This is a genomic window from Maribacter polysiphoniae (assembly GCF_003148665.1).
In the GTDB taxonomy this organism is placed as follows: domain Bacteria; phylum Bacteroidota; class Bacteroidia; order Flavobacteriales; family Flavobacteriaceae; genus Maribacter_A; species Maribacter_A polysiphoniae.
The window spans coordinates 351,370-376,200 of sequence record NZ_QGGQ01000002.1 but is presented as its reverse complement, the minus strand read 5'-3'; the positions used below and the strand labels follow the sequence as shown (position 1 = coordinate 376,200).

At 39.6% G+C, this 24,831-nt stretch carries 17 protein-coding genes and 1 tRNA gene; 10 read left to right on the top strand and 8 right to left on the bottom strand.

Features of this window, described 5'->3' with window-relative positions:
• Window positions 1-19: 19 nt before the first annotated feature.
• From LX92_RS05965 to LX92_RS05945, 5 genes are all read left to right on the top strand, one after another.
• A complete protein-coding gene (locus tag LX92_RS05965) occupies window positions 20-2,245 on the top strand; it encodes a GH92 family glycosyl hydrolase (protein ID WP_109649374.1) in 2,226 nt (741 codons plus the stop codon).
• 10 nt (window positions 2,246-2,255) lie between these two features.
• A complete protein-coding gene (locus LX92_RS05960) occupies window positions 2,256-3,698 on the top strand; it encodes a glycoside hydrolase family 47 protein (RefSeq protein WP_170117797.1) in 1,443 nt (480 codons plus the stop codon).
• A gap of 709 nt (window positions 3,699-4,407) precedes the next feature.
• A complete protein-coding gene (locus LX92_RS05955) occupies window positions 4,408-7,479 on the top strand; it encodes a SusC/RagA family TonB-linked outer membrane protein (protein ID WP_109649372.1) in 3,072 nt (1,023 codons plus the stop codon).
• Window positions 7,480-7,490: 11 nt separating this feature from the next.
• On the top strand, window positions 7,491-9,029 hold the full coding sequence (locus LX92_RS05950) for a SusD/RagB family nutrient-binding outer membrane lipoprotein (protein ID WP_109649371.1): 1,539 nt from the start codon (window positions 7,491-7,493) through the stop codon (window positions 9,027-9,029).
• Window positions 9,030-9,045: 16 nt separating this feature from the next.
• Window positions 9,046-10,908, top strand: coding sequence for a LamG-like jellyroll fold domain-containing protein (locus LX92_RS05945; protein WP_109649370.1), 1,863 nt, complete (start codon window positions 9,046-9,048; stop codon window positions 10,906-10,908).
• A 501-nt stretch (window positions 10,909-11,409) separates the two neighbouring features.
• On the opposite strand, the gene LX92_RS05940 is transcribed toward LX92_RS05945, so the two are convergent.
• The 4 genes from LX92_RS05940 to LX92_RS05925 form a co-directional block, all read right to left on the bottom strand.
• The gene (locus tag LX92_RS05940) at window positions 11,410-11,754 is read right to left on the bottom strand and encodes a hypothetical protein (protein WP_109649369.1); all 345 of its coding nucleotides are present in this window, start codon (window positions 11,752-11,754) and stop codon (window positions 11,410-11,412) included.
• 250 nt (window positions 11,755-12,004) lie between these two features.
• Window positions 12,005-12,640, bottom strand: a complete 636-nt coding sequence (locus LX92_RS05935) for a response regulator (protein ID WP_109649368.1) — start codon at window positions 12,638-12,640, stop codon at window positions 12,005-12,007.
• Complete coding sequence (locus LX92_RS05930) at window positions 12,630-14,633, bottom strand: tetratricopeptide repeat-containing sensor histidine kinase (protein ID WP_109649367.1); 2,004 nt, start codon at window positions 14,631-14,633, stop codon at window positions 12,630-12,632. The genes LX92_RS05935 and LX92_RS05930 overlap by 11 nt, the downstream gene beginning before the upstream one ends.
• Before the next feature lie 246 nt (window positions 14,634-14,879).
• Window positions 14,880-14,953 (bottom strand) — tRNA-Arg (locus LX92_RS05925).
• 63 nt (window positions 14,954-15,016) lie between these two features.
• Here LX92_RS05925 and LX92_RS05920 point away from each other — a divergent pair.
• Entirely contained in the window at window positions 15,017-15,529 is a 513-nt protein-coding gene (locus tag LX92_RS05920) for an adenine phosphoribosyltransferase (protein ID WP_109649366.1), read from the top strand.
• A gap of 53 nt (window positions 15,530-15,582) precedes the next feature.
• Window positions 15,583-16,296 carry a hypothetical protein gene (locus LX92_RS05915; RefSeq protein ID WP_109649365.1) on the top strand — a complete coding sequence of 238 codons (714 nt, stop codon included), beginning with the start codon at window positions 15,583-15,585 and terminating at the stop codon, window positions 16,294-16,296.
• Between the two features lie 2 nt (window positions 16,297-16,298).
• Here the strand turns inward: LX92_RS05915 and LX92_RS05910 are convergent, their stop codons facing one another.
• The 3 genes from LX92_RS05910 to LX92_RS05900 form a co-directional block, all read right to left on the bottom strand.
• A complete protein-coding gene (locus tag LX92_RS05910) occupies window positions 16,299-16,466 on the bottom strand; it encodes an SsrA-binding protein (protein ID WP_109649364.1) in 168 nt (55 codons plus the stop codon).
• Between the two features lie 62 nt (window positions 16,467-16,528).
• Window positions 16,529-18,430: a M56 family metallopeptidase gene (locus tag LX92_RS05905; RefSeq protein WP_170117796.1), complete on the bottom strand. Its 1,902-nt coding sequence runs from the start codon at window positions 18,428-18,430 to the stop codon at window positions 16,529-16,531.
• Complete coding sequence (locus LX92_RS05900; protein ID WP_109649363.1) at window positions 18,430-18,789, bottom strand: BlaI/MecI/CopY family transcriptional regulator; 360 nt, start codon at window positions 18,787-18,789, stop codon at window positions 18,430-18,432. The genes LX92_RS05905 and LX92_RS05900 overlap by 1 nt, the downstream gene beginning before the upstream one ends.
• 160 nt (window positions 18,790-18,949) lie before the next feature.
• On the opposite strand from LX92_RS05900, the gene LX92_RS05895 reads away from it, so the two are divergent.
• Window positions 18,950-19,888, top strand: a complete 939-nt coding sequence (locus LX92_RS05895) for a calcium/sodium antiporter (protein ID WP_109649362.1) — start codon at window positions 18,950-18,952, stop codon at window positions 19,886-19,888.
• A 68-nt stretch (window positions 19,889-19,956) separates the two neighbouring features.
• Here LX92_RS05895 and LX92_RS05890 read toward each other — a convergent pair whose 3' ends face one another.
• On the bottom strand, window positions 19,957-20,967 hold the full coding sequence (locus tag LX92_RS05890; RefSeq protein WP_109649361.1) for a glutamine synthetase beta-grasp domain-containing protein: 1,011 nt from the start codon (window positions 20,965-20,967) through the stop codon (window positions 19,957-19,959).
• 210 nt (window positions 20,968-21,177) lie between these two features.
• Between LX92_RS05890 and LX92_RS05885 the strand changes: the two genes are divergently transcribed.
• Window positions 21,178-23,364: a glutamine synthetase III family protein gene (locus LX92_RS05885; protein WP_109649360.1), complete on the top strand. Its 2,187-nt coding sequence runs from the start codon at window positions 21,178-21,180 to the stop codon at window positions 23,362-23,364.
• 108 nt (window positions 23,365-23,472) lie between these two features.
• Window positions 23,473-24,654: an AIR synthase related protein gene (locus LX92_RS05880; RefSeq protein WP_109649359.1), complete on the top strand. Its 1,182-nt coding sequence runs from the start codon at window positions 23,473-23,475 to the stop codon at window positions 24,652-24,654.
• The last annotated feature ends 177 nt before the right edge of the window (window positions 24,655-24,831 follow it).

Below are 24,831 nucleotides of genomic sequence, written 5' to 3'. Positions count from 1 at the left end.
AGGTTAAAAATCAGGTAACATGCAGTATAAACTAACAGTAGTATTTTTGTTGATTTTTAGTATTTCGTGGGCCCAAAAGTCCCCTGTCGACTATGTGAACCCTTTTATCGGCACCTCCAATTTCGGAACCACCAATCCAGGGCCAATTGCAGTCCGTGGTATGGCAAATGTATCTCCCTTCAATGTGGCAGGGCCTCAAAATCTTCCCTTGGAGAAAGACAGTCGATGGCTATCTACCCCTTATGTACACGAGAACACCTTTTTAACGGGTTTTAGCCATGTGAATCTGAGTGGGGTGGGCTGCCCGGAATTAGGGGTCATTTTGACGATGCCGACTACGGGTAAGATCATTACCGACCACCTGGAGTATGGTAGTACCTATTCCAATGAGATTAGCCAGGTAGGCTATTATTCCAATGTTTTGGACAAATATAATATTAAGGTGGAGGCCACGGCAACCACGAGGGTAGGGGTCAGTAAGTATTCATTTCCTGCTGGGGAGTCGAATATTCTACTCAATTTGGGATTGGGGCTGACCAATGAGGAAGGTGCCAATGTTAAAGTGGTATCTGCCACGGAAATCGAGGGAGTACGTTCCGTAGGTTCCTTTTGCTATTATAAGCCGGAAGAAGCCTACCCTGTATATTTCGTAGCGCGATTCTCCAAAGCTGCGGATGAATTTGGGGTTTGGAAAAAGCCCACAACATATAAGGGAGTCGAATCTGAATGGATGGGATATAATGGTAAAACCCGACTGATGAAAGGTTTTACCAAGGAAGTGGTCGGTGATAGCATTGGCGCCTACATGCGTTACAATTTTGATAGTCCGACACAAGTGGAAATGAAAATCGGCATTTCATACGTTAGTTTGGATAATGCCAGGGAGAATTTGGAAAAGGAAACGTTGGATAGGACTTTTGATGGAATATTGCTTGATGCGCGAAAGGAATGGAACCAATACCTGTCCAAGATCGAGGTTGAAGGAGGGAGCGAAGAGGATAAGACTGTATTTTACACCGCTTTGTACCATACCTTGATACATCCGAATACCTTGAACGATGTCAATGGGGACTACCCCAAAATGAAAACCCGGGAGACCTTAAAAACGAAAGGTACCCGGTATACGGTATTTTCCCTTTGGGATACCTATCGCAATTTACACCAATTGATGAGTTTGGTATATCCCAAACAGCAATCGGATATGGTGAAGAGTATGCTTCAGATCTATGATGAAAGTGGTTGGCTTCCCAAATGGGAATTAAATGCCACCGAAACGACAACCATGGTCGGTGACCCAGCGGGAATTATTATTGCGGATACGTATTTAAAGGGAATCCGTGATTTTGATGTGGAAAAGGCCTATAAGGCCATGCTGAAAAGCGCTGGGCAATTAAAGGACAATCCGTTACGGCCCGGACTTCAAGATTATATTACGAAGGGATATCTCACCACAAAAACCACCAATAGTGGATCGGTGTCCACCACCCAAGAGTATAATATTGCCGATTATGCCATAGCCCAATTGGCAAAGGAAATGGGGGAACAAAGCGATTATAAGCGTTTTGGTAAAAGGGCCATTTCGTATCGGAAATTGTTCGATAAGGAATTCAACCTCCTTAGGCCCCGAAATGATGATGGTAGTTGGTTAACTCCCTATAATCCCGAGTCGGGGGCCAATTTTGAAAAGAACCTTGGTTTTATCGAGGGCAATGCATGGCAGTATACCTTTATGGTTCCCCATGATATTAAAGGGTTGATGAAATTAATGGGAGGACCAAAACCTTTTGCACAACGATTACAGGATGTATTCGACAAGGGCCAGTTTGATATGGCCAATGAACCGGATATTGCCTATCCCTATCTTTTCAATTATGTGAAGGGGAAAGAATATAGGGCCCAAAAATTGGTATCGGATCTATTGGACGAACATTTTAAGAACAGTCCGGATGGTATTCCTGGAAATGACGATACCGGTACCATGTCGGCCTGGGCCGTTTTTTCCATGATGGGAATATATCCTGTGAACCCCGCGGCACCCATGTATGCTTTGGTCAAGCCTAAATTTGATAAAATAACGATTCATTTGGATGATGAATACTATAAGGGGAGAAAGCTTGTGATATTGTCCAATACGGTCGAAAATAAGGAGCCTATCGGTGAAATCCTTATCAATGGGAAACCCCATAAAGAATATTTTATATCCCACAAAAAATTAGTAAATGCTTCAAAAATCCAAATCGATTAAAAGAATAAGAATGAAAAATATAGTATTGAAGGCCCTTGTGGTCCTATCATTTGTTTCATGTAAATCAGAGGTCAACTCATCAAAAGTTGGGACTCCTGGGAAAGAAAAGGATTCGGCAATAACGGCATTACAAGCTGAGATCAAGGCCGAGACCTTGCGTTCGTGGAATGATTATAGAACCTACGCATGGGGTCATGATGTATTGCTGCCACTTTCTAAAAAGTCCTTTGATTGGTATGAACATTCCTTGGGTATTTCGCCAATAGATGCCTATAGTACTTTAAAAGTAATGGGCTTGGATAAAGAGGCCAAGGAAATTGAGGACTATGCCCTGGCCATGGATTTTGATAAAGATCAGTATGTTCAGGTCTTTGAGGTAAATATCAGGATTTTGGGAGGCCTCCTATCGATGTATCATTATACCCGGAATGAGGCGATTCTTGAAAAGGCAAGGGATTTTGGGGATCGGATATTACCGGCTTTTGATTCCCCCACAGGTATTCCTTTTCATTCCGTAAATCTTAGGACGGGTAAAACCGGGGGTAACCACGGCGAGGGTAAGGGCGATGTCGTCAATGTGGCACAGGCTGCGACCTATTTGTTTGAGTTCGGAATTTTAAGTTATTACACCAAAGACCCAAAATATTACCAAGCAGCAAAGGGGGCCACAAAAGCCGTTTTTGAACGAAAGTCGGAAATAGGATTGCCTGGGGAAAATATCAATGTGGTTACCGGGGAATGGGAAGGTACCCAATGGCACCATTTGCAAGCTGGGGTAGATGCCTATTATGAGTATATGTACAAAAGTTATATGATATTCCCAGATCCCGAGATCAAGGAAATTTGGGACTATAGCCTGGATAAGATCAACACCTATCTTTTGGATGAATATAAAGGAAGAACCTTTTACACGATTGTGGATATGCATACCGGTGAAAACCTAAAGAGGTCCGTTTCCCTTTACGATGCCTTCTGGCCGGCAATACAGGCGGTATCCGGTGATGTGGAGGCTGCGGAAAAATCCGAGGCAACGTGGGACTGGCTTTGGGACAAATACGAAATGTTACCGACCAGATATCATTATGGAAAGGATACCGTTGAATATGCCAATTTTGAGATCAATCCGGAAATCATAGAATCTGCCTACTATTTACATGAAATAACAGGAAAGGATGAATACATGGATATGCTTCAAAAATATTGGAGGGATATAAAAAAGCACTGTAAAGGGGAGGTTGCCTTTCACTCGATCAATGATGTTAGGACCAAGGAGCCCAAGGACTATTTGGCCACGTATTTCTTTGCCGAAACCATGAAGTATTTCTATATCGGTTTTTCACAGGGGGATTTTGTTTTTGAGGACCATGTGTTCAATACGGAGGCCCACACTTTCAAAAAATCGGATTTTGATGCCGAACAGGCCCCGGAAAGATTGGGATACCAGGTGAAATAGCTTTCATACGAGTTGTTTAAAAAATAGCTTGAATCTATTTTTTTTTGGAGGGCTGGAGGTTCTTTTTATGGTGTGATGAAAATTTTTGTTCTAATACATCTGTCTTGTTTTGCAAGCAGGTTTCACAAATAAAATACATGATTATGAAAAGATTGAATTATGTATTGGGAATTGGAGTAAGGTATTAAAGAATCGAATAGTCTTTTGAAAACTATCTGTAAGGCGTCAAAGAAAGAATATAGCTTAGGTCTATGTCCCTATAGGTCAAATATACTATTGATATTATTGGCATTGATTCAATGCCTGACTCTTTTCACAATAACATGAATATTTGAGGTAGTTTTAAGAAAAGTGTCGCATATGAAAATCAGTATTGCGAACATTCATAGAACTTTCTAAATGAGAAAAAATAAGATTATTGGAGCCAAAGGTCTTTACTGATAAAGAGAGGTAAATCATACTTTTCTGTAGGATGATTTTCGGAGAGCCTTTCTTAATTATTGGCTGATTCCTACTAATCCCCTAAGTTTTTGGATTTAAACTTTTTTATAGAATTGTTCTTTAGCTTTTCAAGTTTGTTATTGGTCGAAAACATTTCAAAGTCAGGGGTGAAATATCAACTTTAGTACATTAACAATATTTTAGTAAAATTATGATATTGTTAATATTTGAAAGATTCAAAACGATTAATTAACAAAACTAAACTAACATGAATCAAAAATTTAAGTATGTATTGTTGTTTGTTGCTTTGCTCTTAATACAAGGAGTTGTTGCGCAAACTATTTCCGGTACGGTAACTGATAATTATGGCACACCTGTTCCGAGTGTCAATATTATCGAAAAAGGTACTACCAATGGTACCTCAACGGATTTTGATGGTAATTATACCATTACTGTTACAAATAGTTCAGGGATGTTGGTCTTTTCCTCCCTTGGTTTTTTAAGCAAGGAAATAGCGATAGGGGGGCAATCCTCTATCAATATTGTTCTGGAAGAAGATGTTGAACAGCTTGGGGAAGTTGTTGTAACGGCTTTGGGTATTAAAAGAGAGAAAAAGGCTTTAGGTTATTCTGTCCAAGAGGTGTCAAGTGAGGATATAACAACTTCAGGTGATGGAAACGTTACAACGGCCTTGCAGGGAAAAGTCGCTGGGGTGAATATTACTACGACAGGTGGTATCGGTGGTAATTCGAGAATTGAATTAAGGGGAAATAGTTCCTTAGCAGACAACAATGATGTTTTATGGGTTGTTGATGGGGTTCCTTTTTCATCAGGTGATACCAGTGACGGTGATATTTGGGGAGGTGTTTCCAACGGAGGAGGCCTTTTGGATATCAACCCGGAGGATATTCAGTCCATGTCAGTATTAAAAGGTGGTAGTGCTGCAGCTTTATACGGGTCTCGTGGTGCCAATGGTGTTATTGTTATAACCACAAAAAAAGGTAGTGAATCCCAAGGTCTAGGTATTTCCTATACCGGTAGTGTAGTTGCTTCAAGTGCAGCATATTTCTTGGATTTACAAGAAGAATTCGGACAGGGTTCAGAAGGGGTTTATGATAAATTCGGAACTTCAAGCTGGGGTCCTCAATTTGATGGTGGTTTAAGAGAGTCATGGACAGGTGAAATGCTACCTTACTTAGCGGCGAAAGACAGGCTTAAGGATTTTACAAGAACGGGAGTTACCAGTAGGCACTCTGTTTCCCTTTCCAATGGAGGGGAGAAAGGGTCTTATAGGGCCACTATTTCTAAAGATTGGACTGAAGGTATTTATGCTAACCATGAGATAAACAAAACAAATTTCGATTTAAATGCTACATATAGTGTTAACCCATGGCTTAATGTAGATGCTAAGGTTTCATATATAAATACAAAAGGGCAACAACGTCCGGAAATAGGCTTTTATAGTGTTGTTTCTTATTTTAATTCGATGCCTATGAATATAAGGCTGCAAGATTTGCGTCCTGGGTATGAAATTGTTGGTGGTGAACATGTTGAGACCTTATATACCACGGCAAATGCAAGTTATCGAAACCCTTATTTTTTGCGTGAACAAACGGTTAATAATGATGAGCGTAATCGATTCTTCGGAAATTTTACCGCAAATATAGATTTTAACGAGAATCTTAAATTACGATTGAGATATGGGTTGGATAATTACAGGTATGAGACCGAAAACGGTTATCGCTACGGGGATAATGTAAGCGATTTGAGACCTAATTATATTACGGCCGAGAAATTCTTCTCCGAAGAAAATATGGAATTATTGTTGAGTTATAACAAGGATTTAAACGAAGATTTCAATCTCGGTGTCAGTGCAGGGGCAAACAAGATGTACCGTGATACGGATAAATTATCAGCTGAATCAGGAAAGTTGATATCAGAAGAGACATATTTCCTATCCGGGGCTGAAGATTCTGGTACGATCAAAACCACTGAGGAGTTTACAGAAAGGGAAATTCAATCAGTCTATGGTTTTGTGGATTTATCGTATAAAAATTATTTATTCTTGAATGCGACAGCTAGGAATGACTGGTCTTCTACTTTGCCAGAAGACAATAACTCTTATTTTTATCCATCTGTAAACCTAAGTGCTTTGGTTTCGGAAATGGTTGAAATGCCTGATTGGGTTACCTATTTCAAGGTCAGGGGTTCTTGGGCTCAAGTAGGTAAGGATACCGATCCTTATAATACTTCGCAGGTGTACACGCTAGGTTCTGGCAATTTTAACTTAACAACAACCAGTGAGCCTGATTTGTTGGTCAACAGTGATTTAAAACCTGAAATCTCGACTTCTTCAGAAGTTGGGGCAGAACTTAAATTGTTCAAGGGGATTTTAGGAATTGATTTCACATATTATTCTGAAGACACTAAAAACCAGATTGTAATAGTGGATCTTGACCAAAGTACAGGTTATAAGGGTAGATATGATAATCTTGGATTGATAACAAATAGGGGGATAGAACTTATGACTACCATTACCCCTATTAGAAAGGATGACTTTAGGTTAGATATTACATTGAATTATGCCAAGAACAAGGGTATTGTAGAGGAATTGGTTACCTCGGTTGATGATGATGAATTTTATACTTTCATTGAGGATAATGGAGGTGTTCAGGTTAGAGGTACAGAAGGTGAGAAGATGGGTGATATTTTCGGTTATGCCTATGAGCGAAGTGAAGACGGTCAGATTATTATCGATGACGATGGTTTGCCGGTAAGAGCAGGAGAAAGACAGGTTCTGGGTAATATTCAACCTGACTTTACGGGTTCTATTGGACTTAATGTCAGTTATAAGGACTTTTTCTTAAGTGCATTATTTGGAATGCAAGAAGGAGGTGAGATTTATTCCTTGACAGAAGCTGGTGCTACTGGTTCCGGTAATGCTTCAAGGACGGCACAGAACAATAGAATGGCTTTTTTCCCAGAAGGTATAAAAGCAGATGGGACTTCGCCTACACAAATTGTTTCTGCCCAAGATTATTGGAGTAGGGTTTCAGGAATAACAGAAGAATTCATTTATGATGCTTCATATATGAAATTGAATGAGATTTCCATCGGTTATAATATACCATTGTCCCTTTTGGGAAATAAAGGATCTAACTTTATTAGAGAGGCTAGAATATCACTTATTGGTCGCGACTTATTCTATCTGTACAAAGATACACCAGGTACGGTTCCAGATGCTAGTTCTTATAGTACATCATATGGTGCTAGAGCTTTTGATTTTTCTCCTGTTCCCGTAACAAGATCAGTAGGATGTTCGGTAAACCTTAAATTTTAATAGTTAAAGACATGAAAAAAAGAATAATATTTTTAGGAATTGTACTATTGACTTTTGCGGTTGGTTGTACTGAGGATTTTGATGAGATAAATACACCTAGCAATGTAATTACTAAGGTCGATCCATCTTTTGTGTTTAATCAAATGTTGCAAAATCCAACTCGGAATTATCAAAGAAATATTAGTTTGTACCCGGATTTTTATTCCCAGTATTGGGCTAATATAGTGTCAGGTTTTGAATCTCCTAGATACGAATATGTCGATGGGTGGATTGGAAACCAATGGAATGAGTTTTATACTGGGCCTTTGGCTGATTATAATGCCCAATTAGGTTTTTATGGAGAAGATCCCGCATATAAAAATGCCTTGGCTCAAATGGAAATTTGGATGTGCGCTGAATGGCAAAGGATGACCGACACCTATGGTGATATACCCTATTTTGGAGCCGGGACTGGAGAAACTGTTCCTTATAATTCCCAACAGGAAATTTATTATGATCTGATAAGTAGGTTGACAACAGCCGTGAATAGTATCGATTCTGATGATGCTACCCAATATGCATTTCCCTCGAATTATGATATCATTTTCGCAGGTGATTTGGAAAAATGGAAGCGCTTTGGTAATTCTATGCGATTAAGATTGGCAATGAGAATGTCTAATGTTGATTCGGACAAAGCAAAAACGGAGGCCGAGGCGGCAATAGCTGATGGTGTAATGTTGAGTAATGCCGATGGGGCCCATATTCCATTATGGTCTTCAGGATGGTATGATTATCACCATCAAATGGCCTGGGCTTGGGATAATACACGGGCATCAAAAACCTTTACAGATTATCTATATAGCCAATCAAGTGTAGGTGAGGACCCTAGAGCTTGGAAATGGTTTACCTATAAAGAAGACGATGATACACTAGCGGACGAGAGTGTTATTACGGGTATCGAAAATGGTTATAATACATTACCCGCAAATGCAAAAGCTTATGCAACTATTAATTTGGATGGAGGCTATGTTGGTTTTGTTGGTAATGGTGCAGATGTTTTGATGTACATGCCTTATATGTTTTATTCGGAAACCGTGTTTTTAAAAGCAGAAGCAGCCCTAAGGGGTTGGACCTCCGGTGATGCCAATGCGTTGGTTGTCGAAGGTGTTCAGGCATCTATGGATTATGTAGGTGTTGATGCCACGGCCGCCAGTGATTATATTAATGGGTTGCCAAGTTTAACAGGGTCTAAAGAAGGTCAATTAAAACAATTGATTACGCAAAAGTATATTGCCAATTTCCCTAATAGTTCTGAAGCATGGGCAGATTTTAGAAGAACGGATTATCCTGATATTTCATTGCCATTGGACGGTGTCAGTGGTAGTGCAAGTGTTGCCCCTGAAACATGGGTTAAACGAATAAGATATCCAGATAATCAACATAGTTTGAATAGTGCAAGTATGCCTAGTATGCAAAATACCATTGATTCAGACAGGATGGATATTCGACTTTGGTGGGATACCGCGGATACAAAAACTAAGTCTGGCGGTTTAATGAATAGCAACTTTTAACCATTAAAAAATTATTATGAAATTAAATTATAGTATAAGCAAAATAGTATTGGGCTTATTGTCAATGGTCATGGCTCTTTTTTTAGTTGTTTCATGCGATAACGACGATGATGATCCAACAGGAAGTTTCAGCCTTACAGAATTGGAAGGCGTAATTTCCAAGGCAGAAACCCTTATATCCGATAGTACGGAAGGGATTAACGCGGGAGATTACAAACCTGGATCTAAAGCTGAATTGGAAAGTGTTATAACTTGGGTTAATTGGAGAATTAACAACTCTAAATCCCAAGAAAATATTAATGATGCGGCTTATAAATTGAACGCGGCTATTGAGAAATTTTTGGCTAGTACCGTTTCAACTTCTATGCCTTGGATTCAACAAGAAAATGATACCTATATTAAGGTTTCAGATAATATAAAAACAGTATTGGATGGAGCATTCACTATCGAAACACAAGTGTATGTAGTTGACCTAAATCAAAAAGGGTACTCGAATAACTTGTTTTCTGCCGAACAATCTGGGCCTGATAGTGGTTTTGCGGTTCGGTATTTTGCCAATGGAAATATCCAAATTGTTACTGGTGATGGTAGTACTTGGAAAGATTCTGGAGAGCAAGCCGCTGGTAAGATGACAGGAGGTGAATGGATTGATTTAGCGTATACAAATTCAGGGTCTGATCAAAAACTATATATTAATGGGGAATTAGTAGCAGAACAAAGCCACACCCATCTTTTAGCTGCTGATGCATCTTTTGTTATAGGGAACAGCCCAACTTGGACTGATAGGATTGTAAATGCTTTGGTAAAGGAATTTAAAGTTTGGGATTCAGTTTTGGATGAAGCTACCATTCAATCAAACATTGGTTCGTCAGTTAGTGGTACCGAATCCGGTTTGGAATGCTATTTTCCATTGGGATCTGACTTAGGGACTAGTTTTAGCGATGTAACAGGAAACTATACGGCTACCTTAGAGGGTAAAATTGATTGGGTCTCTGAACCGCCGGTTATTGTTGTGGATTACTCTAATTTAAATGCGGCAATACAAGAGATCACTGATTTTAAGACTACTGTTGTTGAAGGTACGCAGGATGGGGACTATCCAGTTGGAACACTTGATTATTTGAATGAATTGATAGCCCAGGCAAATGATGCTTTGGAAAATGAAGGAAGACAAACAGCATTAGACGATATGGCCACATCCTTGTCATCGGCCATAACTTTGGTTAAAGGGATGTTGGTAGGTGACACCGATGGTATTTATATTGATCGGGATGATTCCGATGCTGTAGGGTTGCGAATTACTCCGAATTACACTCCGCAAGGGGATTATACTGTGGAATTCGAAGTTAAGGTTGAGTCATTGTTTGGTTATGGTACAGGTGAGTTCTTTAATAATGGTACGTTTGGAGTTTGGGTAAACGGTTATGAGGAGCTTACTGAAGAAAATGTATTGAAATCCGGTGGATTGTGGAATTTTACAGATGCAGGTGCAGGTTGGCAAGGGCCAGAATCGGATCCTTTAGCGATAAAAGTCGACCAATGGCAACATGTGGCAATCGTACATGATGATGCAGCCCGTACTACCACACTTTATGTTGACGGGGAGCAAGTAGGACAAGATTCCGATATAGGAGTGCCTAACGTGTCAGGATGGGGTGAGATATGGCTTGGCAATGGCTGGGGCAAGATGGATGGATTTATTAAAGATTTCCGACTATGGGACGTAGCTCGTTCACAAGGTGATTTAAATTCTGAGATTTCCGGTTCTGAAGCAGGTTTACATATTTATTTCCCATTGGATAGGGTAAATGGCGTTAAGTTTACTGATGAGACCGGTAATTATAGCGGCGAAATGAGAGGAATAAAATGGAATGATTAAACTTGATTTTTTAAAATGAAATAAGAGGCGGGGTTTATTCCTCGCTTTCTTATTTTGAACGGTTTTCTCGGAAGCGGAACCCATTCTAATAAAAAAAGCACCCACATACTGTGAGTGCTTTTTTTATTCGTGTTTTCTACATGAATAGAATCTTGTAGCCTAAATCTTGTTGTAATAGTAATCTATGAATCGTAATATGTCGGTATAGCCCGGTTATAGACGAATGGTCAACAGTGATGATTACTACGGATTTCCCAATGTTCCGTTATACCGAATTAATAATAAAAACATTCTGAATCAGGTAATGAATGTTGGTTGTTGTTCATTTCCATAACGAAGAGCCTGAATTTTCGTCTATTGGTTTTGGGGTCATAATCCAAGTTTTGCCCAAATGAAGTCCTGAAAATAATATAAATACGTTTGATGGCTTAGTTGTAAAAGGGTTTTAAAGGCAGTGTATGAATGAAAAGTTGGATGTAATGAATTGGGGCTGGACTATGATCAACTTAGTTGTTTCTCGGTATTTTTCAGTGCCAGACAACCAAGGATAAGGATAATTGTGGGAATTATCAAGGAATAGAAGGAAAAGACCCCCATGTGGAACAAAAGCATTTGATTTATGGAAATGAATGCTGTGTACGAGTAGATCGCCCAATTCTGCATATGCCAAAAAGCGATCATGCATGCCATAAGGATTAATGCGGAAAGAATCAGATAGGGCGGGTACCAGCTATCGATAAGGTGATCTGGCATGGTGTATATAGAGAGAATGACGAGTAGTATTTCAATAAAACCAAGAGTGCAAATAATAATTATGGGTAATGGTCTTCGTATTTCATCCATCATGGGAACGCTACTATTTTTAAAATGACACTAAAGGTATTCAATGAAGGAGTATTCGGTTATTTTGATCTTAATGGTTCTTTAAATGATAAAATTATGACGCTAACCTATATTCTTGTATAATTTAAGTACAAGTTGGGACATTAATTTGCTTTAAGGAAATTAAGGATAAAAAATACCTGAAAACCAGTAGAAGAAACTACTTGAAAATCGGTAGCACTTTAAGGAGGGGTGTCATCCCTGAATATGGCATTCAAATCAAATGTTTTTCTACGGCAACTTTGATTAATGATGCTGCATTTGGAACTTCCAATTTTTGCATAAGATTACGCCTATGGGTCTCTACTGTTAGAGGGCTTATAAATAATTCCTCAGCGATGTTATTGGTGGTTTTGCCTTCAGCGATTAAGGTGAGAATGTGCTTTTCCCTTCGGGTTAGTTTTGGTTGATCGTTACTTTCCTGGGTAACCGAGTCCGCAAGTATTTTTTGGACTTCACTGCCAAAATAGAAATCACCTTGATGCACTTGGGTAATGGCATTGACCAACTCTTCCCCAGTGACATTTTTCAATAGATATCCTTTTACACCTTTTTTGATCATTTGATTAATGATACTGGGTTCGCTATATGTGCTAAGGCCGATGACACCGATATTCGCTCTGATATTTAGGATTTTGGGTACCATTTCCACACCATTGATATCGGGTAAGTTTACATCCAATAGAACAATATCGGCAGAATTATGCTCTAGATAGGTGAGGGTATCGGTTCCGTTCATAAATTGGTTTTTTATGAGAACACGCTTATCGTCACTTAACAAAGTTTTAAGTCCTTCTATCACCATTGGGTGATCATCAACTATGATAATATGTATAGGTTTATGTTGCATCTAAGGTAATTTGAACATTAACGGTGGTACCTTCATTCACTTCGGAGTGGAACTCTAAATTTCCCTTAAGGTAGGCTACTCTTGTTTTTAGGTTGGAAATGCCCATACCATCTTCCTTATCAACAAGTGTTTCTTCTTTAAAGCCTATTCCATTGTCCTCAACGGTAATGTCGATTTTGGTATCGTCTTTTATAAATTGAACCAATATCTCTGAAGCTTTGGCATGTTTTATGGCATTATTGATAAGTTCTTGCATTATTCGGTACATGGTAACTTGTTGGTTTAAGTCTATACCTTGTTCACTACCATAAAATTGTAGGGTAACTTTCGTTTCATTACCCGTTCTACTACTACAATAATCCTTTAATGCGGCCTTAAGACCAAATTTGACCAGGGTTTCAGGCATCATGTTTCGGGCAATGGTGCGTAGTTCGGTCAAAGCATCATCAAGGTCCTTCATGACCTTCTTTAGTTGTGCCTTGGGGTATTCCTTTGGCTCGTCCTTGTCCAGTTTAGAGAGGTTTAGGCTGATGCCGGATAATCTCCCGCCAAGGCCATCGTGTAGATCAATGGCAAGCCTCTTACGCTCGTTTTCCTGACCTTCTATCATCGCCGAGAAAAGCTGGTTTTGTTGCTCCTGTTTTAAGGTTGAAACCTCTGTTTCTTGTTGTTGTTCCTTTTTTCGTGCCTTTCTGAGTTGGCTATTGTAGCCGTAATAGCCAATAAAGAGTATTAAGGAGAGTACACTCGCTATTGCCCAAAGCATGTAGTTTTGCGATTTTTTCTTTTCAAGGGCAAGAGCGGTTTCACTTTTTTCATTTTTCAATGATAGGATCTCCTTCTCTTTAGTAGCGGTTTTATACTGTATCTCGAGCTCCTGCATATCATTTTCTAATTCACTGGCTCTAACACTGTCTAGTGCGGTTACATATTCCTTTAAGTAATTATACGCCTGTTGATAGCGATTAAGTCCGGCTTCATAATTAGCCAATTTATAATAAGAACCTACCTTATCATTGATGGAATGCTCTTCATCAGTGAAGTTGATATACTTTAAGGTGTACGCTTTGGCTTTTTTAAAATCGCCCATTTTATCATAGATATCCGCATATCTTTGATAGAGTAATTTGAAATAATAATTGGATTTATGGTCCTTATAATATTCAGAAGATCGATCAAGGGCTTTTAAGGCTTTGTCAAATTTCCCAGACCTCCCGTAATAGAATCCGAGCTCTCCAAAATAAAGACCTTCATAGAAAGAATTCGGGATTTTGTCCAAATTAGTTTTGGCGATATCAAGTACCGATTTCATTCGATCCAGTGAATCCATTTGCGCTAAGGAAGTTGCAAAAGATAAACTATGGTAAAGAATATCCTCTGGTTCACCTATTTCCTTAAATTGTTCTTGACTTATTTCAAACATTTCATAGGCCTTGTCAAAACGGGCCATGTTATTGTATTTTATGGCTAAATTGGTGTTTCCGTTGGCCACGAACATTTTGTCTCCCATTTGCTGGGCAATCGGTATGGTCTTTGCCACATATTCGATTTCTTTGTCTACGTTGCCCTCATATCCATAGGCTACGCCCAAGTTATAATTACCGCGCAACCAAATTTTCATGTTTCGTGCCGAAGAATCCTTAGCGATCAGTTTATCCGCAAAATTATTTCCTATCCGAAAATATTTTTTTGCATTTTCAACATCAAAATAATCAAGGTAGCCACCAGCCAAATTAATATTGGCATCGGCCATCCCTCTCAGGTAATTTATCTTTTTACTTAAGGCTATGGCCTTAAAACCATTTTCGAAGCATTTTAAGGAATCTATACCGCCATAGTTCCGAGCCAGTTCGCTTAGGATATTGACACGTGTGGTATCGTGTTCTGCTATTTTGAGGGCATTTTCAAGACTGTCAATACGTGTTTCCCGTCCTGTTTGGGACATGCCGGTCAGTGATAGGAATAGAAAGAAAGTTAATACTGTTAAACGCATTCAGACGATTGGATATTTCATTTGATAAGTGGCAATATACCATAACTATACGGTAGAATTAATACCTAATAATCAATATACAGGAAAACCAGTAGGGAAAATAAAGCTATCAGGGTTCTTAAGGAATAGGTGACCTCGACAGGATCGGCTTTGACTTTCCTAACAAAGCTCTGCTTTGAAAATCAAAAATCCTCACTTAAAAATTCAAGTAAACTTGATTTTTACGCAAGGATTATGATTTATTCGTGACCTCGACAGGATTCAAACCTGTAACCTTCTGAGCCGTAATCAGATGCGCTATTCAGTTGCGCCACGAGGCCTTTTATAGGGGTGCAAATATATTTCTTTTTACCTTTACAACAAAATATGCTTAATCTATTTCTATGAATTTAAAAACCTTTATCCGCGATATTCCCGATTTTCCCACTGCTGGAGTCATTTTTCGGGATATCACACCCCTTCTAAAAGACCCTAAGGCCATTAAATTTACCGAAGAAGCACTACTGGACCTAGTAGGGAATCTGAAAGTGGATAAAGTTGTCGGTATGGAAAGTAGGGGCTTCTTTTTTGCCCCCATGTTGGCCGCTCGGTTAAATGCGGGATTTGTACCTGTTCGCAAGCCGGGTAAGCTACCTTTTGCCACCATGCGACAGGATTATGATTTGGAATATGGTAGCGATGCATTGGAGATGCATTCCGATGCGATTATTGCAGGGGATAAGGTATTGGTCCATGATGATGTTCTTGCTACGGGAGGCACTGCCCAAGCCACTTGTAGGTTGATAGAAAAAATGGGTGGTGAAATTGTACAATGTAATTTTCTATTGGAACTCGATTTCCTAAAGGGAAAGGATAAACTTGTCGATTTCGCAGTGAAGTCATTATTGCATTATTAACATAGATATAATCGTACGTCTGTACATCGGATGTGCTTTAAATAACCACAGGAATGAAAGGATCTTCACTGAATAGGCTTGTTTTTATATTGGCATTTGGAATTGTCTCTGTTACGGCATTTGGTCAGTCCAGGGTAACCGTTAGACAGAATGGAGCCAACACGGAACTGTATTTTACGAAGGCGGTTAAGGCGCCTACCTACAATGAGGTAGTGGGGTCACCCTATCTATACGAAGAATTTGTGCCGGCCAAGGTGAATGATATCGACAAGACCTTGTTCGTGCGTTTCAATGTATACGATAACAGTATCGAATTTAAAGGGGATGATGGTAAAATTTATTCCATGCCTAAATCCAATGATTATGTCATTGAATTATTGAATGGGTCGAACAAGGTTTACGAAACCCATGAATATGACGATGATCGTAAAGAAATTGGGAATACGTTTTTTGAAAAGGTGTATTCGGATGATGATTTTGGTCTTTATCTCAGGGAAATCATACTATTCACTCCGGTTAAAATGGCAAAGAATAGCTTTGAGACCAACAAGCCCGCAAAATTCAAGAAAGGAAAGGCGGATTTTTATTTTCAGCAATTGGATACTGATACGCCTACCTTACTGAAATTGCCCAAACGCGAAAAACAATTTCTGAAAATTTTCGATGAACATTCAGCAGCGGTGAAGGACTTTATCAAAAAAGAAGGGTTGGATCTGGAAGAAACGGAGGATTTGATTCGTTTTTTCCAATTTTATTTTGCCCAGTAAATTCAATTATGGTTCTTACCGCTGAGTGCCCTTGTGGTTACAAAATAGCGCCAACCTATAATGGCCAACTGAAACTTTGAGGCTTTAGCCAGATCCAACCCTTGTTTTGTGTACGAAGGCAAAATAACCTTATTGATTTTGGCAAGAAGGTTGAATATAATTGTTCCCATAGTAGTATAATGGTTCTAAAAGTAGGAAAATCCACGGTGGTATTGTTTGGGTATTTGGACTTTTATTCTTTTTTTGTCGTTATTTCCACCACCCCATTTTGACCTTTTTTACCGTATTTCTTTTTTGCGGCATCGTCTTTTAACACATTTACCGTTTTAACGTCGGATGGGTCTAATTGCTTTATTTCTTTTTCATCGACCTCCCTGCCATCGATAAGGAACAAGGGTTTTGTGTTGTTGTCACTTTGTGTGAACTCTATTTTTTTGACTTCTTCTTCCTCTTCCCCTCCTTTTTTGGTTGTTATTTCCACCACCCCGTTTTTACTTTTTTTACCATATTTCTTTTTTGCGGAATCGTCTTTTAACACACTTATCGATTCAATGTCTGTAGGGTCTATTTCCTCGATCGCCTTGTCTTCGGACACCACACCGTCAATGACAATCAATGGTTTTTTGTCACCATCATTCTTGACAATGAATATATTGTCGTTTTTTGCTATGCTCTTGATATCCTCGTCCTCATTTTCTTCCGATATTTCCACGATGTAGACATTTTTACTTTTTTTATCATCGGATTTCTTGATCTTGATGTGTTTTTCGTGAACACCTTCATCCTCCTTCATTTGATTGAACTCCTTTCTACTGACTATTTGGCCATTTACTTTAATGGTCTCTTTTCCATCTTCATCAATGATCTCAATCGTTTTGTGCTCACCATCAGTTTCATTTGTGGTGACCCATACGATTTGGTCTTCATCATCTTCTTTATGGGTTTTTGATTGTTTGTCGACGTTTCCGATTGATATTGAATTTGAAGCCTCATCATATAGTACCAGTATCGGGTCTATCGGGTCATCCCCGTTTTGATGGATGGAAGAACTGCTCATTTTGGTGCCCTTCTCCTTGGTGGTCGCAAAATCAATTGAAATTTCAATGATCTCATTTTTGGAATTATATACAACCGTATAGGAGAAATCAATACCCTTTGTTAAAAGGTCTTTCTTGATTTGGATCAATTCTTTGTCAGAGGTGTTCTTGTCGATTAGGATTTCTATACGTTGGTTGGGTGTCTGTGATATGGTTGAATCTGTTACCGTTTTTAGGGGTACGTAAACATCTTTAGTGTTGAAGCTTACGAGAAATAGGGTTAACACGGGGAAGATAAGCCCGATTTTTAGAATGTTCCTTTTGTTGGATCTTGATTTGTTTAACATGACGATTCGTTTTTTGATTAATGAATTGTAGAAATTATTGACCAGGGGGGAATACAGGTTGTTTCCTGAAACCCTTAATAAGGTATACTGGTAGTCTTTGATGGATTCGACTTTTTTTGTGGCACATGCGTCGGCCATAAACTCTAGATTCTGTTTTACGGTGGTTCGGTACAACCAACTAAAAGGGTTTATCCATAGGAATACCGTAAATATTTCCGTCAATAGAATGTCGAGGGAATGCCATTGCAAACTATGGGCTTCCTCATGTTTTATGATAGCGGATAGTTCCTCTTTGGAATACGGCTGTGGATTATAGAAAATGTGGTTGAAAAAGGAAAAGGGGGTAACAGGATTATTGATTTCGACATGGTGGAATTTTCCTTTTCGAACAACGGTATTTCTTTGTATCAATTTCAAAAGAAAGGCAAACTGCAGAATGAATTTTGTAGCGAAGAACAAAACCCCTAAAAGGTATATGCCAAATAAAACCGTAATCCAATCCAAGGGAGAAACAGCTTCGGGTGTGGCAAGTGCCACACCTTGTGTGCTGTATGATGATGGGGTTACGGCAATTTCGATATAATGGGTAAAGGTTACGAAAGGTAGTAGTAAGGCGCTAAATAAACCTATAATCAGAAAGTGTCGATTTATGGTATAAAAGGTTTCTTGTTTTAAGAAGAATGCATAGGTCAAATAGAATAACGCTAATATTCCTGAAGCCTTAGTGATGTGGATCAATAGTGGTTCCATTATTTTTTCTTTTCAATGAGGTCTATGATTTCCTTCAGCTCTTCTACGGATATCTTCTCTTCCTTGGCGAAAAATGAGACCATGCTTTTATAGGAGTTGTCAAAATATTCGGCAAGTTTGGAATTGACGAATTTTTTACGGTAGTCTTCAAGACTTACCAAAGGGTAATACCTGTGGGTCTTGCCAAAGGCTTCATACCCGACGTATTTCTTTTCCTCAAGATTACGTACAATGGTCGATAAGGTGTTGTAGTGGGGTCTGTTGCCTTCTATCTCGGCCATAATTTCTTTTACGAATGCCTTTTTCAGACGCCATAAAATAATCATGATTTCTTCCTCCTTATTGGTTAACTTCTGCATTTGCCTGTGTATTTTATCCAAACATAGAAGGAATATCCATATCAAACAACTATTTTAATAGTTATTTAACTATAAAAGTAGTTATAGGTGGTTTTACTATTTGGATATATCGGTTTATAGAAACAAAAATCTTAGTCTATATTTGTCAAAAAGCATAAGAATGCAAAATATTCTATTTATTGTTCTCGGACTGACATTTTTGATAGCGGGAGGGAATTGGCTTTTGAAATCGGCAGTTGCCTTATCGTTGCGATTGAATATTCCCAAAATCGTTATAGGAATGACCATTGTTTCCTTTGCTACATCGGCACCTGAGCTTATTGTGAGTATAAAGGCGGCCCTGGATGGTTTTCCTGATTTGGCTTTGGGTAATGTAGTGGGGTCCAATATTGCGAATTTAGGTTTGGTATTGGCTATCATCCTGTTGTTGGGGAGTATAGAGGTGCGAAAAAGTTTTTATACTACCGACTGGCCTATGATGATGTTGGCCTCAGTGCTGTTTTTTGTGTTTATTTTCTTTGATGGTGAATTGGTACGGTATGAGGGCATTATTTTGGTTGCAGGCCTTTTCATTTTCTTGGTTTATCTTTTGAAATACCAAAAAACCGCGGTAGTCGAGGATCCATTGGAAGATGATGTTCCCTTGCCCTTGTATAAAACGGTGTTGTTCTTGGGAATTGGAGGGGTCGCACTTTGGGGAGGTTCGGAGCTGTTGGTGAATGGTGCTGTGGGACTTGCCAATAATTACGGGGTTAGCGAGCGCATAATCGGTATAACCATAGTGTCGATCGGAACGAGTATTCCGGAATTGGCTGCTTCGATAATTGCGATAATCAAAAAGGAAAAGGCGATATCCTTGGGGAATTTAATAGGGTCCAATATTTTTAATATTATGGCCGTATTGGGTATTACCTCGTTGATTACGCCCATAAAAGTGATGGATCAAGGGTTGTTGGGCAATGATATCTTTTGGATGCTCGGTATTTCTTTCTTGATTCTACCTTTGGTGTTCTTCCCAAAAGGACTTCGATTGGGTTGGCGGGACGGATTGATACTGCTTGCTGCTTACTGCTTGTTTATTTATTTTACGATACGGTAAATAAAAAACCCTGACGATAAACGTCAGGGCTTTCAGGATAAAACAATTAACTAATATCTATTGTTTTTTTAAACCTTTGCGGATTTAACGGTTTTAACGATTATTCCTGCAATTTTATATGGATCACCATTAGAAGCTGGTCGTCTGTCTTCCAACCAACCTTTCCATCCTTTTTCTACAGTGATGATAGGGATTCTAATTGAAGCCCCTCTATCGGATATTCCGTAGCTAAAGTCTGATACGTGTGCTGTTTCATGAAGACCTGTAAGACGCTCTTCGTTAAATGCACCATATACTTCCATGTGTTCTTCGGTTACAGGTCTAAAGGCCTCACAGACTTTTTCGTAAACCTCTTTGGAACCACATGTTCTTAATAAAGTGTTTGAGAAATTGGCATGCATACCAGAACCGTTCCAATCACCTTTTACCGGTTTTGGGTGGTACTCAATATAGAAACCATATTTTTCAGTTAAGCGATCTAATAGGTAACGGGCTACCCAGATTTCATCACCTGCTTTTTTGGCACCTTTCGCGAAAATCTGGAATTCCCATTGTCCTGGGGCAACTTCTTGGTTTATACCTTCAAAGTTTAGACCAGCCTTAAGGCATAGATCAGCGTGTTCTTCGACAAAATCCCTACCCCAAGTGTATCTTCCGCCTACTGAGCAATAGTATTTACCTTGTGGCCCAGGGAATCCACCTCGTGGGAAACCTAGAGGTAAATCAGTCTTAGTGTCCATCAAAAAGTATTCTTGTTCAAATCCAAACCAGAAATCATTGTTGTCATCATCGATTTTTGCACGGGCATTTGAAACGTGTGGTGTACCGTCTGCATTTAATACCTCGGACATAATCAAGTATCCGTTCTCCCTGGAAGGATCTGGATAAATAGCAACAGGTTTCAATAAACAGTCTGAAGAGCCACCTTCTGCTTGCTCCGTAGAGGAACCATCAAAAGACCAGATATCGCAATCTTCTAGCTTACCGCTAAAATTTTCTTCGATCTTCGTTTTACTTCTCATGTTCTGAGTGGGCTCATGACCATCCAACCAGATGTATTCTAATTTTGATTTGCTCATAATAATAGGATATAATTGATATAATTTTATAGTCGAACAAAAATAGAGGATTTGAGCTATATATCTAATTTTTAAGGGGGTAATTATGAAAAATTATGATATAATTTTGTTTACCCCTGTTTTTTTTAGGGTATTTTGAGTAAAAGTTATTTTTGTCTTGTTTTAATTATTAAATCGTTAATCATTATTTTTGCCTAAATTATTTATTGTATGTCCAACTTAAGGTTTGAAGCGATTATAGAAAGTCAAAAACGAATCCCTTTGCCTATTGAGGAAAATGGGAGGCGTTCCGAACTTTTTGCGGCCAATGTTTTCAATGAGGAAAAAATGCTGCAATACTTAACCAAGGATGCCCTGGAAAGTGTAAAGGGAGCCATTGTTTCTGGTACTAAGATTCAACGGAAGATAGCAGACCAAGTGGCCGAAGCCATGAAAGGATGGGCCATCGGTAAGGGGGCCACGCATTACACCCATTGGTTTCAGCCCTTAACGGGGTCTACCGCTGAAAAACACGATGCTTTCTTTGATCTATTGCCCGATGGAAAGGCTTTGGAAAAATTCGGTGGGGGACAATTGGTACAACAAGAACCGGATGCTTCGAGCTTTCCCCATGGAGGAATCAGAAATACATTTGAGGCTAGGGGGTATACTGCTTGGGACCCCACTTCCCCAGCTTTTATTTATGGTACCACCCTTTGTATTCCCACTATTTTCGTGGCTTATACCGGTGAGGCTCTCGATAATAAGGCTCCATTGCTTCGTGCATTGCATGCTGTTGACGATGCTGCTACCGCTGTGGCCAAGTATTTTGATAAGAATGTCTCCAAAGTGAATGCGACCTTGGGTTGGGAACAAGAGTATTTTTTGATCGATAAGTCCTTGGCGATGTCACGACCCGATATCGTATTGACAGGACGCACCTTGATAGGCCAAACTGCGGCAAAGGGACAGCAATTGGATGATCATTATTTTGGTGTTATCCCGAGTCGTGTCTTGAGTTTTATGCGTCATCTTGAAGTGGAGTGCACCCAATTGGGCATTCCTGTGAAAACAAGGCATAATGAAGTGGCGCCAAACCAATTTGAATTGGCACCGATTTTTGAGGAAGCCAATTTGGCGGTTGATCACAACCTTCTGTTGATGGATGTGATGGACAAGGTTGCCAAAAAACACAACATGAAAGTGCTTTTTCATGAAAAGCCCTTTGCGGGAATCAATGGTTCCGGCAAACATAATAATTGGTCCTTGGCGACAGATACGGGAGTTAATTTATTGAGTCCAGGGTCTACCCCCATGAAGAACCTGCAATTCTTGACCTTTTTCGTTAACACCATAAAGGCGGTCGATAGCTATGAAGAGCTTTTGCGTTCGTCCATTGCCTCTGCCAGTAATGACCATAGGTTGGGGGCCAATGAAGCGCCACCTGCCATATTCTCGATTTTTATAGGGAAACAATTGGGTAGTGTGCTTGATGAATTGGAAGGGGTTTCCAAAGGTAAATTGTCGCCAGAGGAAAAAACCGAGCTTAAATTGAACGTGGTTGGTAAGATTCCGGAGATAATGCTCGATAATACCGACCGTAACCGAACATCGCCATTCGCCTTTACCGGCAATAAATTCGAAATGCGTGGGGTGGGTTCAAAGACCAATTGCGCCAAACCCATGACGGTTTTAAATACGATAGTGGCCAAACAATTAAGGGATTTTAAGATTGAGGTCGACAGTTTGATCGATAAAAAGAATCTGAAAAAGGATGAGGCCATTTTCAATGTTTTGCGGGAGTATATCAAAACTTCAAAAAGAATCCGTTTCGATGGTGATGGTTATAGCCAGGAATGGGAAAAGGAAGCGAAAAAAAGAAAATTAAGCAATAATAAATCCACACCCGATGCTATTCAGGTGTTGACTTCCAAGGAGAGTTTGGAGCTTTTTGACTCCATGAACGTAATGAGTGGGGTCGAGGTGAAGGCGAGACAGGAAATTGAGTTGGATTCCTATATCATGCATTTGCAAATAGAAGGTAGGGTCTTGAACGAGATGGTATATGGGTATGTTATACCTGCCGCAATTGAATATCAGAACATTTTGATCGCCAATGTAGGTGGTCTAAAGGGGATTTATGGTGCGGGTTATAAAAAAATGTGCGAAAGTCAGTTAGCGATCATAGAGGGAATGACAGAACATATAGCGGCTTTGAAATCAAAGACCGATGCCATGGTGAACGAAAGGAAGAAGGCAAATGTTATTGCCGATAGCAATAAGAAGGCCTATGCGTATTGCGATAAGGTGAGGCCATATTTTGAGAGGATACGATACCATTGCGACAAACTGGAACGTCTGGTCAGTGATAAGCATTGGCCGTTGACCAAGTATAGGGAGTTGCTATTTGTGAAGTAAGTATCCGCAACGGCCAAATAGTTGCGCCATAAAGTTTAAGAATGAAAAGCTCGCGATATGTGGGCTTTTTTTTAACGAATCCATTATTTTTGCCACAAATTAAAACACATGGGGACATCAAACAGTGAAAGGTACAAGCAGCGAGGGGTTTCGGCTTCAAAAGAAGATGTGCATAATGCCATAAAGAATATTGATAAAGGACTTTTTCCTAAAGCCTTCTGTAAAATTGTCCCTGATTACTTAACCAATGATGATGATTATTGCTTGGTGATGCATGCTGATGGGGCGGGTACAAAATCATCCTTGGCCTATATGTATTGGAAGGAAACAGGGGATATATCGGTTTGGAAAGGAATCGCCCAGGATGCCTTGATCATGAATATCGATGACCTCATTTGTGTTGGTGCGACAGACAATATATTGCTATCCTCAACAATAGGTCGAAATAAGAATTTAATTCCCGGGGAAGTTATTTCGGCTATAATCAATGGTACCGAGGAATTGATCGCTGATTTGGCCAAGCACGGCATGGTCATCCATTCCACGGGTGGGGAAACCGCCGATGTGGGTGATTTGGTGCGTACCATTATTGTGGATTCCACAGTGACGGCAAGATTGAAACGGGATGATGTTATTGATAATGCCAACATTAAAGCTGGCGATGTTATTGTCGGGTTGGAATCTTTTGGTCAGGCCGTATACGAGAAGGAGTATAATGGAGGTATGGGTAGCAATGGGCTTACCTCTGCCAGACATGATGTTTTTGCCAAATACTTGGCGGAAAAATATCCGGAAAGTTATGATGCTGCCGTTCCCGATGATTTGGTGTATTCCGGTCATACCGGTTTAACCGATAAAGTGCCGGGTGCTCCCTTGGATGCCGGTAAATTAGTATTGTCACCCACCCGTACCTATGCGCCGATTGTTAAAAGGATATTGTCGAAGTATAACGCATCGGATATTCACGGAATGGTGCATTGTAGTGGAGGGGCGCAAACAAAGATCCTTCATTTTATAGATGGGCTTCATATTATTAAGGACAATCTATTTCCTATACCTCCCTTGTTCAAATTGATACAGGAGCAATCGGGTACCGATTGGCGCGAAATGTATCAGGTTTTCAATTGCGGACATCGCTTGGAAATTTATACGAATGAAACCGTGGCACATGATTTGATAAATATATCAAAAGCGTTTGGTGTTGATGCAAGGATTGTGGGTAGGGTAGCGGATAATCCCTCCAAAAAATTGACCATCGAAAGCGAATTCGGCACTTTTGTTTATGAGTGATTAAAATCGGTCGGAGGCCTTTTACACTGGGGTTCGACGATGGACAAATCTTAAAATTCACCCTTAATTTCAGTGTTTTGGATGGATTTTAAGTAAGTACTTAAGTAGTTGACCGACTTTATGATTTCTCTTATACGATTAGTTTAAATACGACGTTGATAGTAGTAAAACCCATGC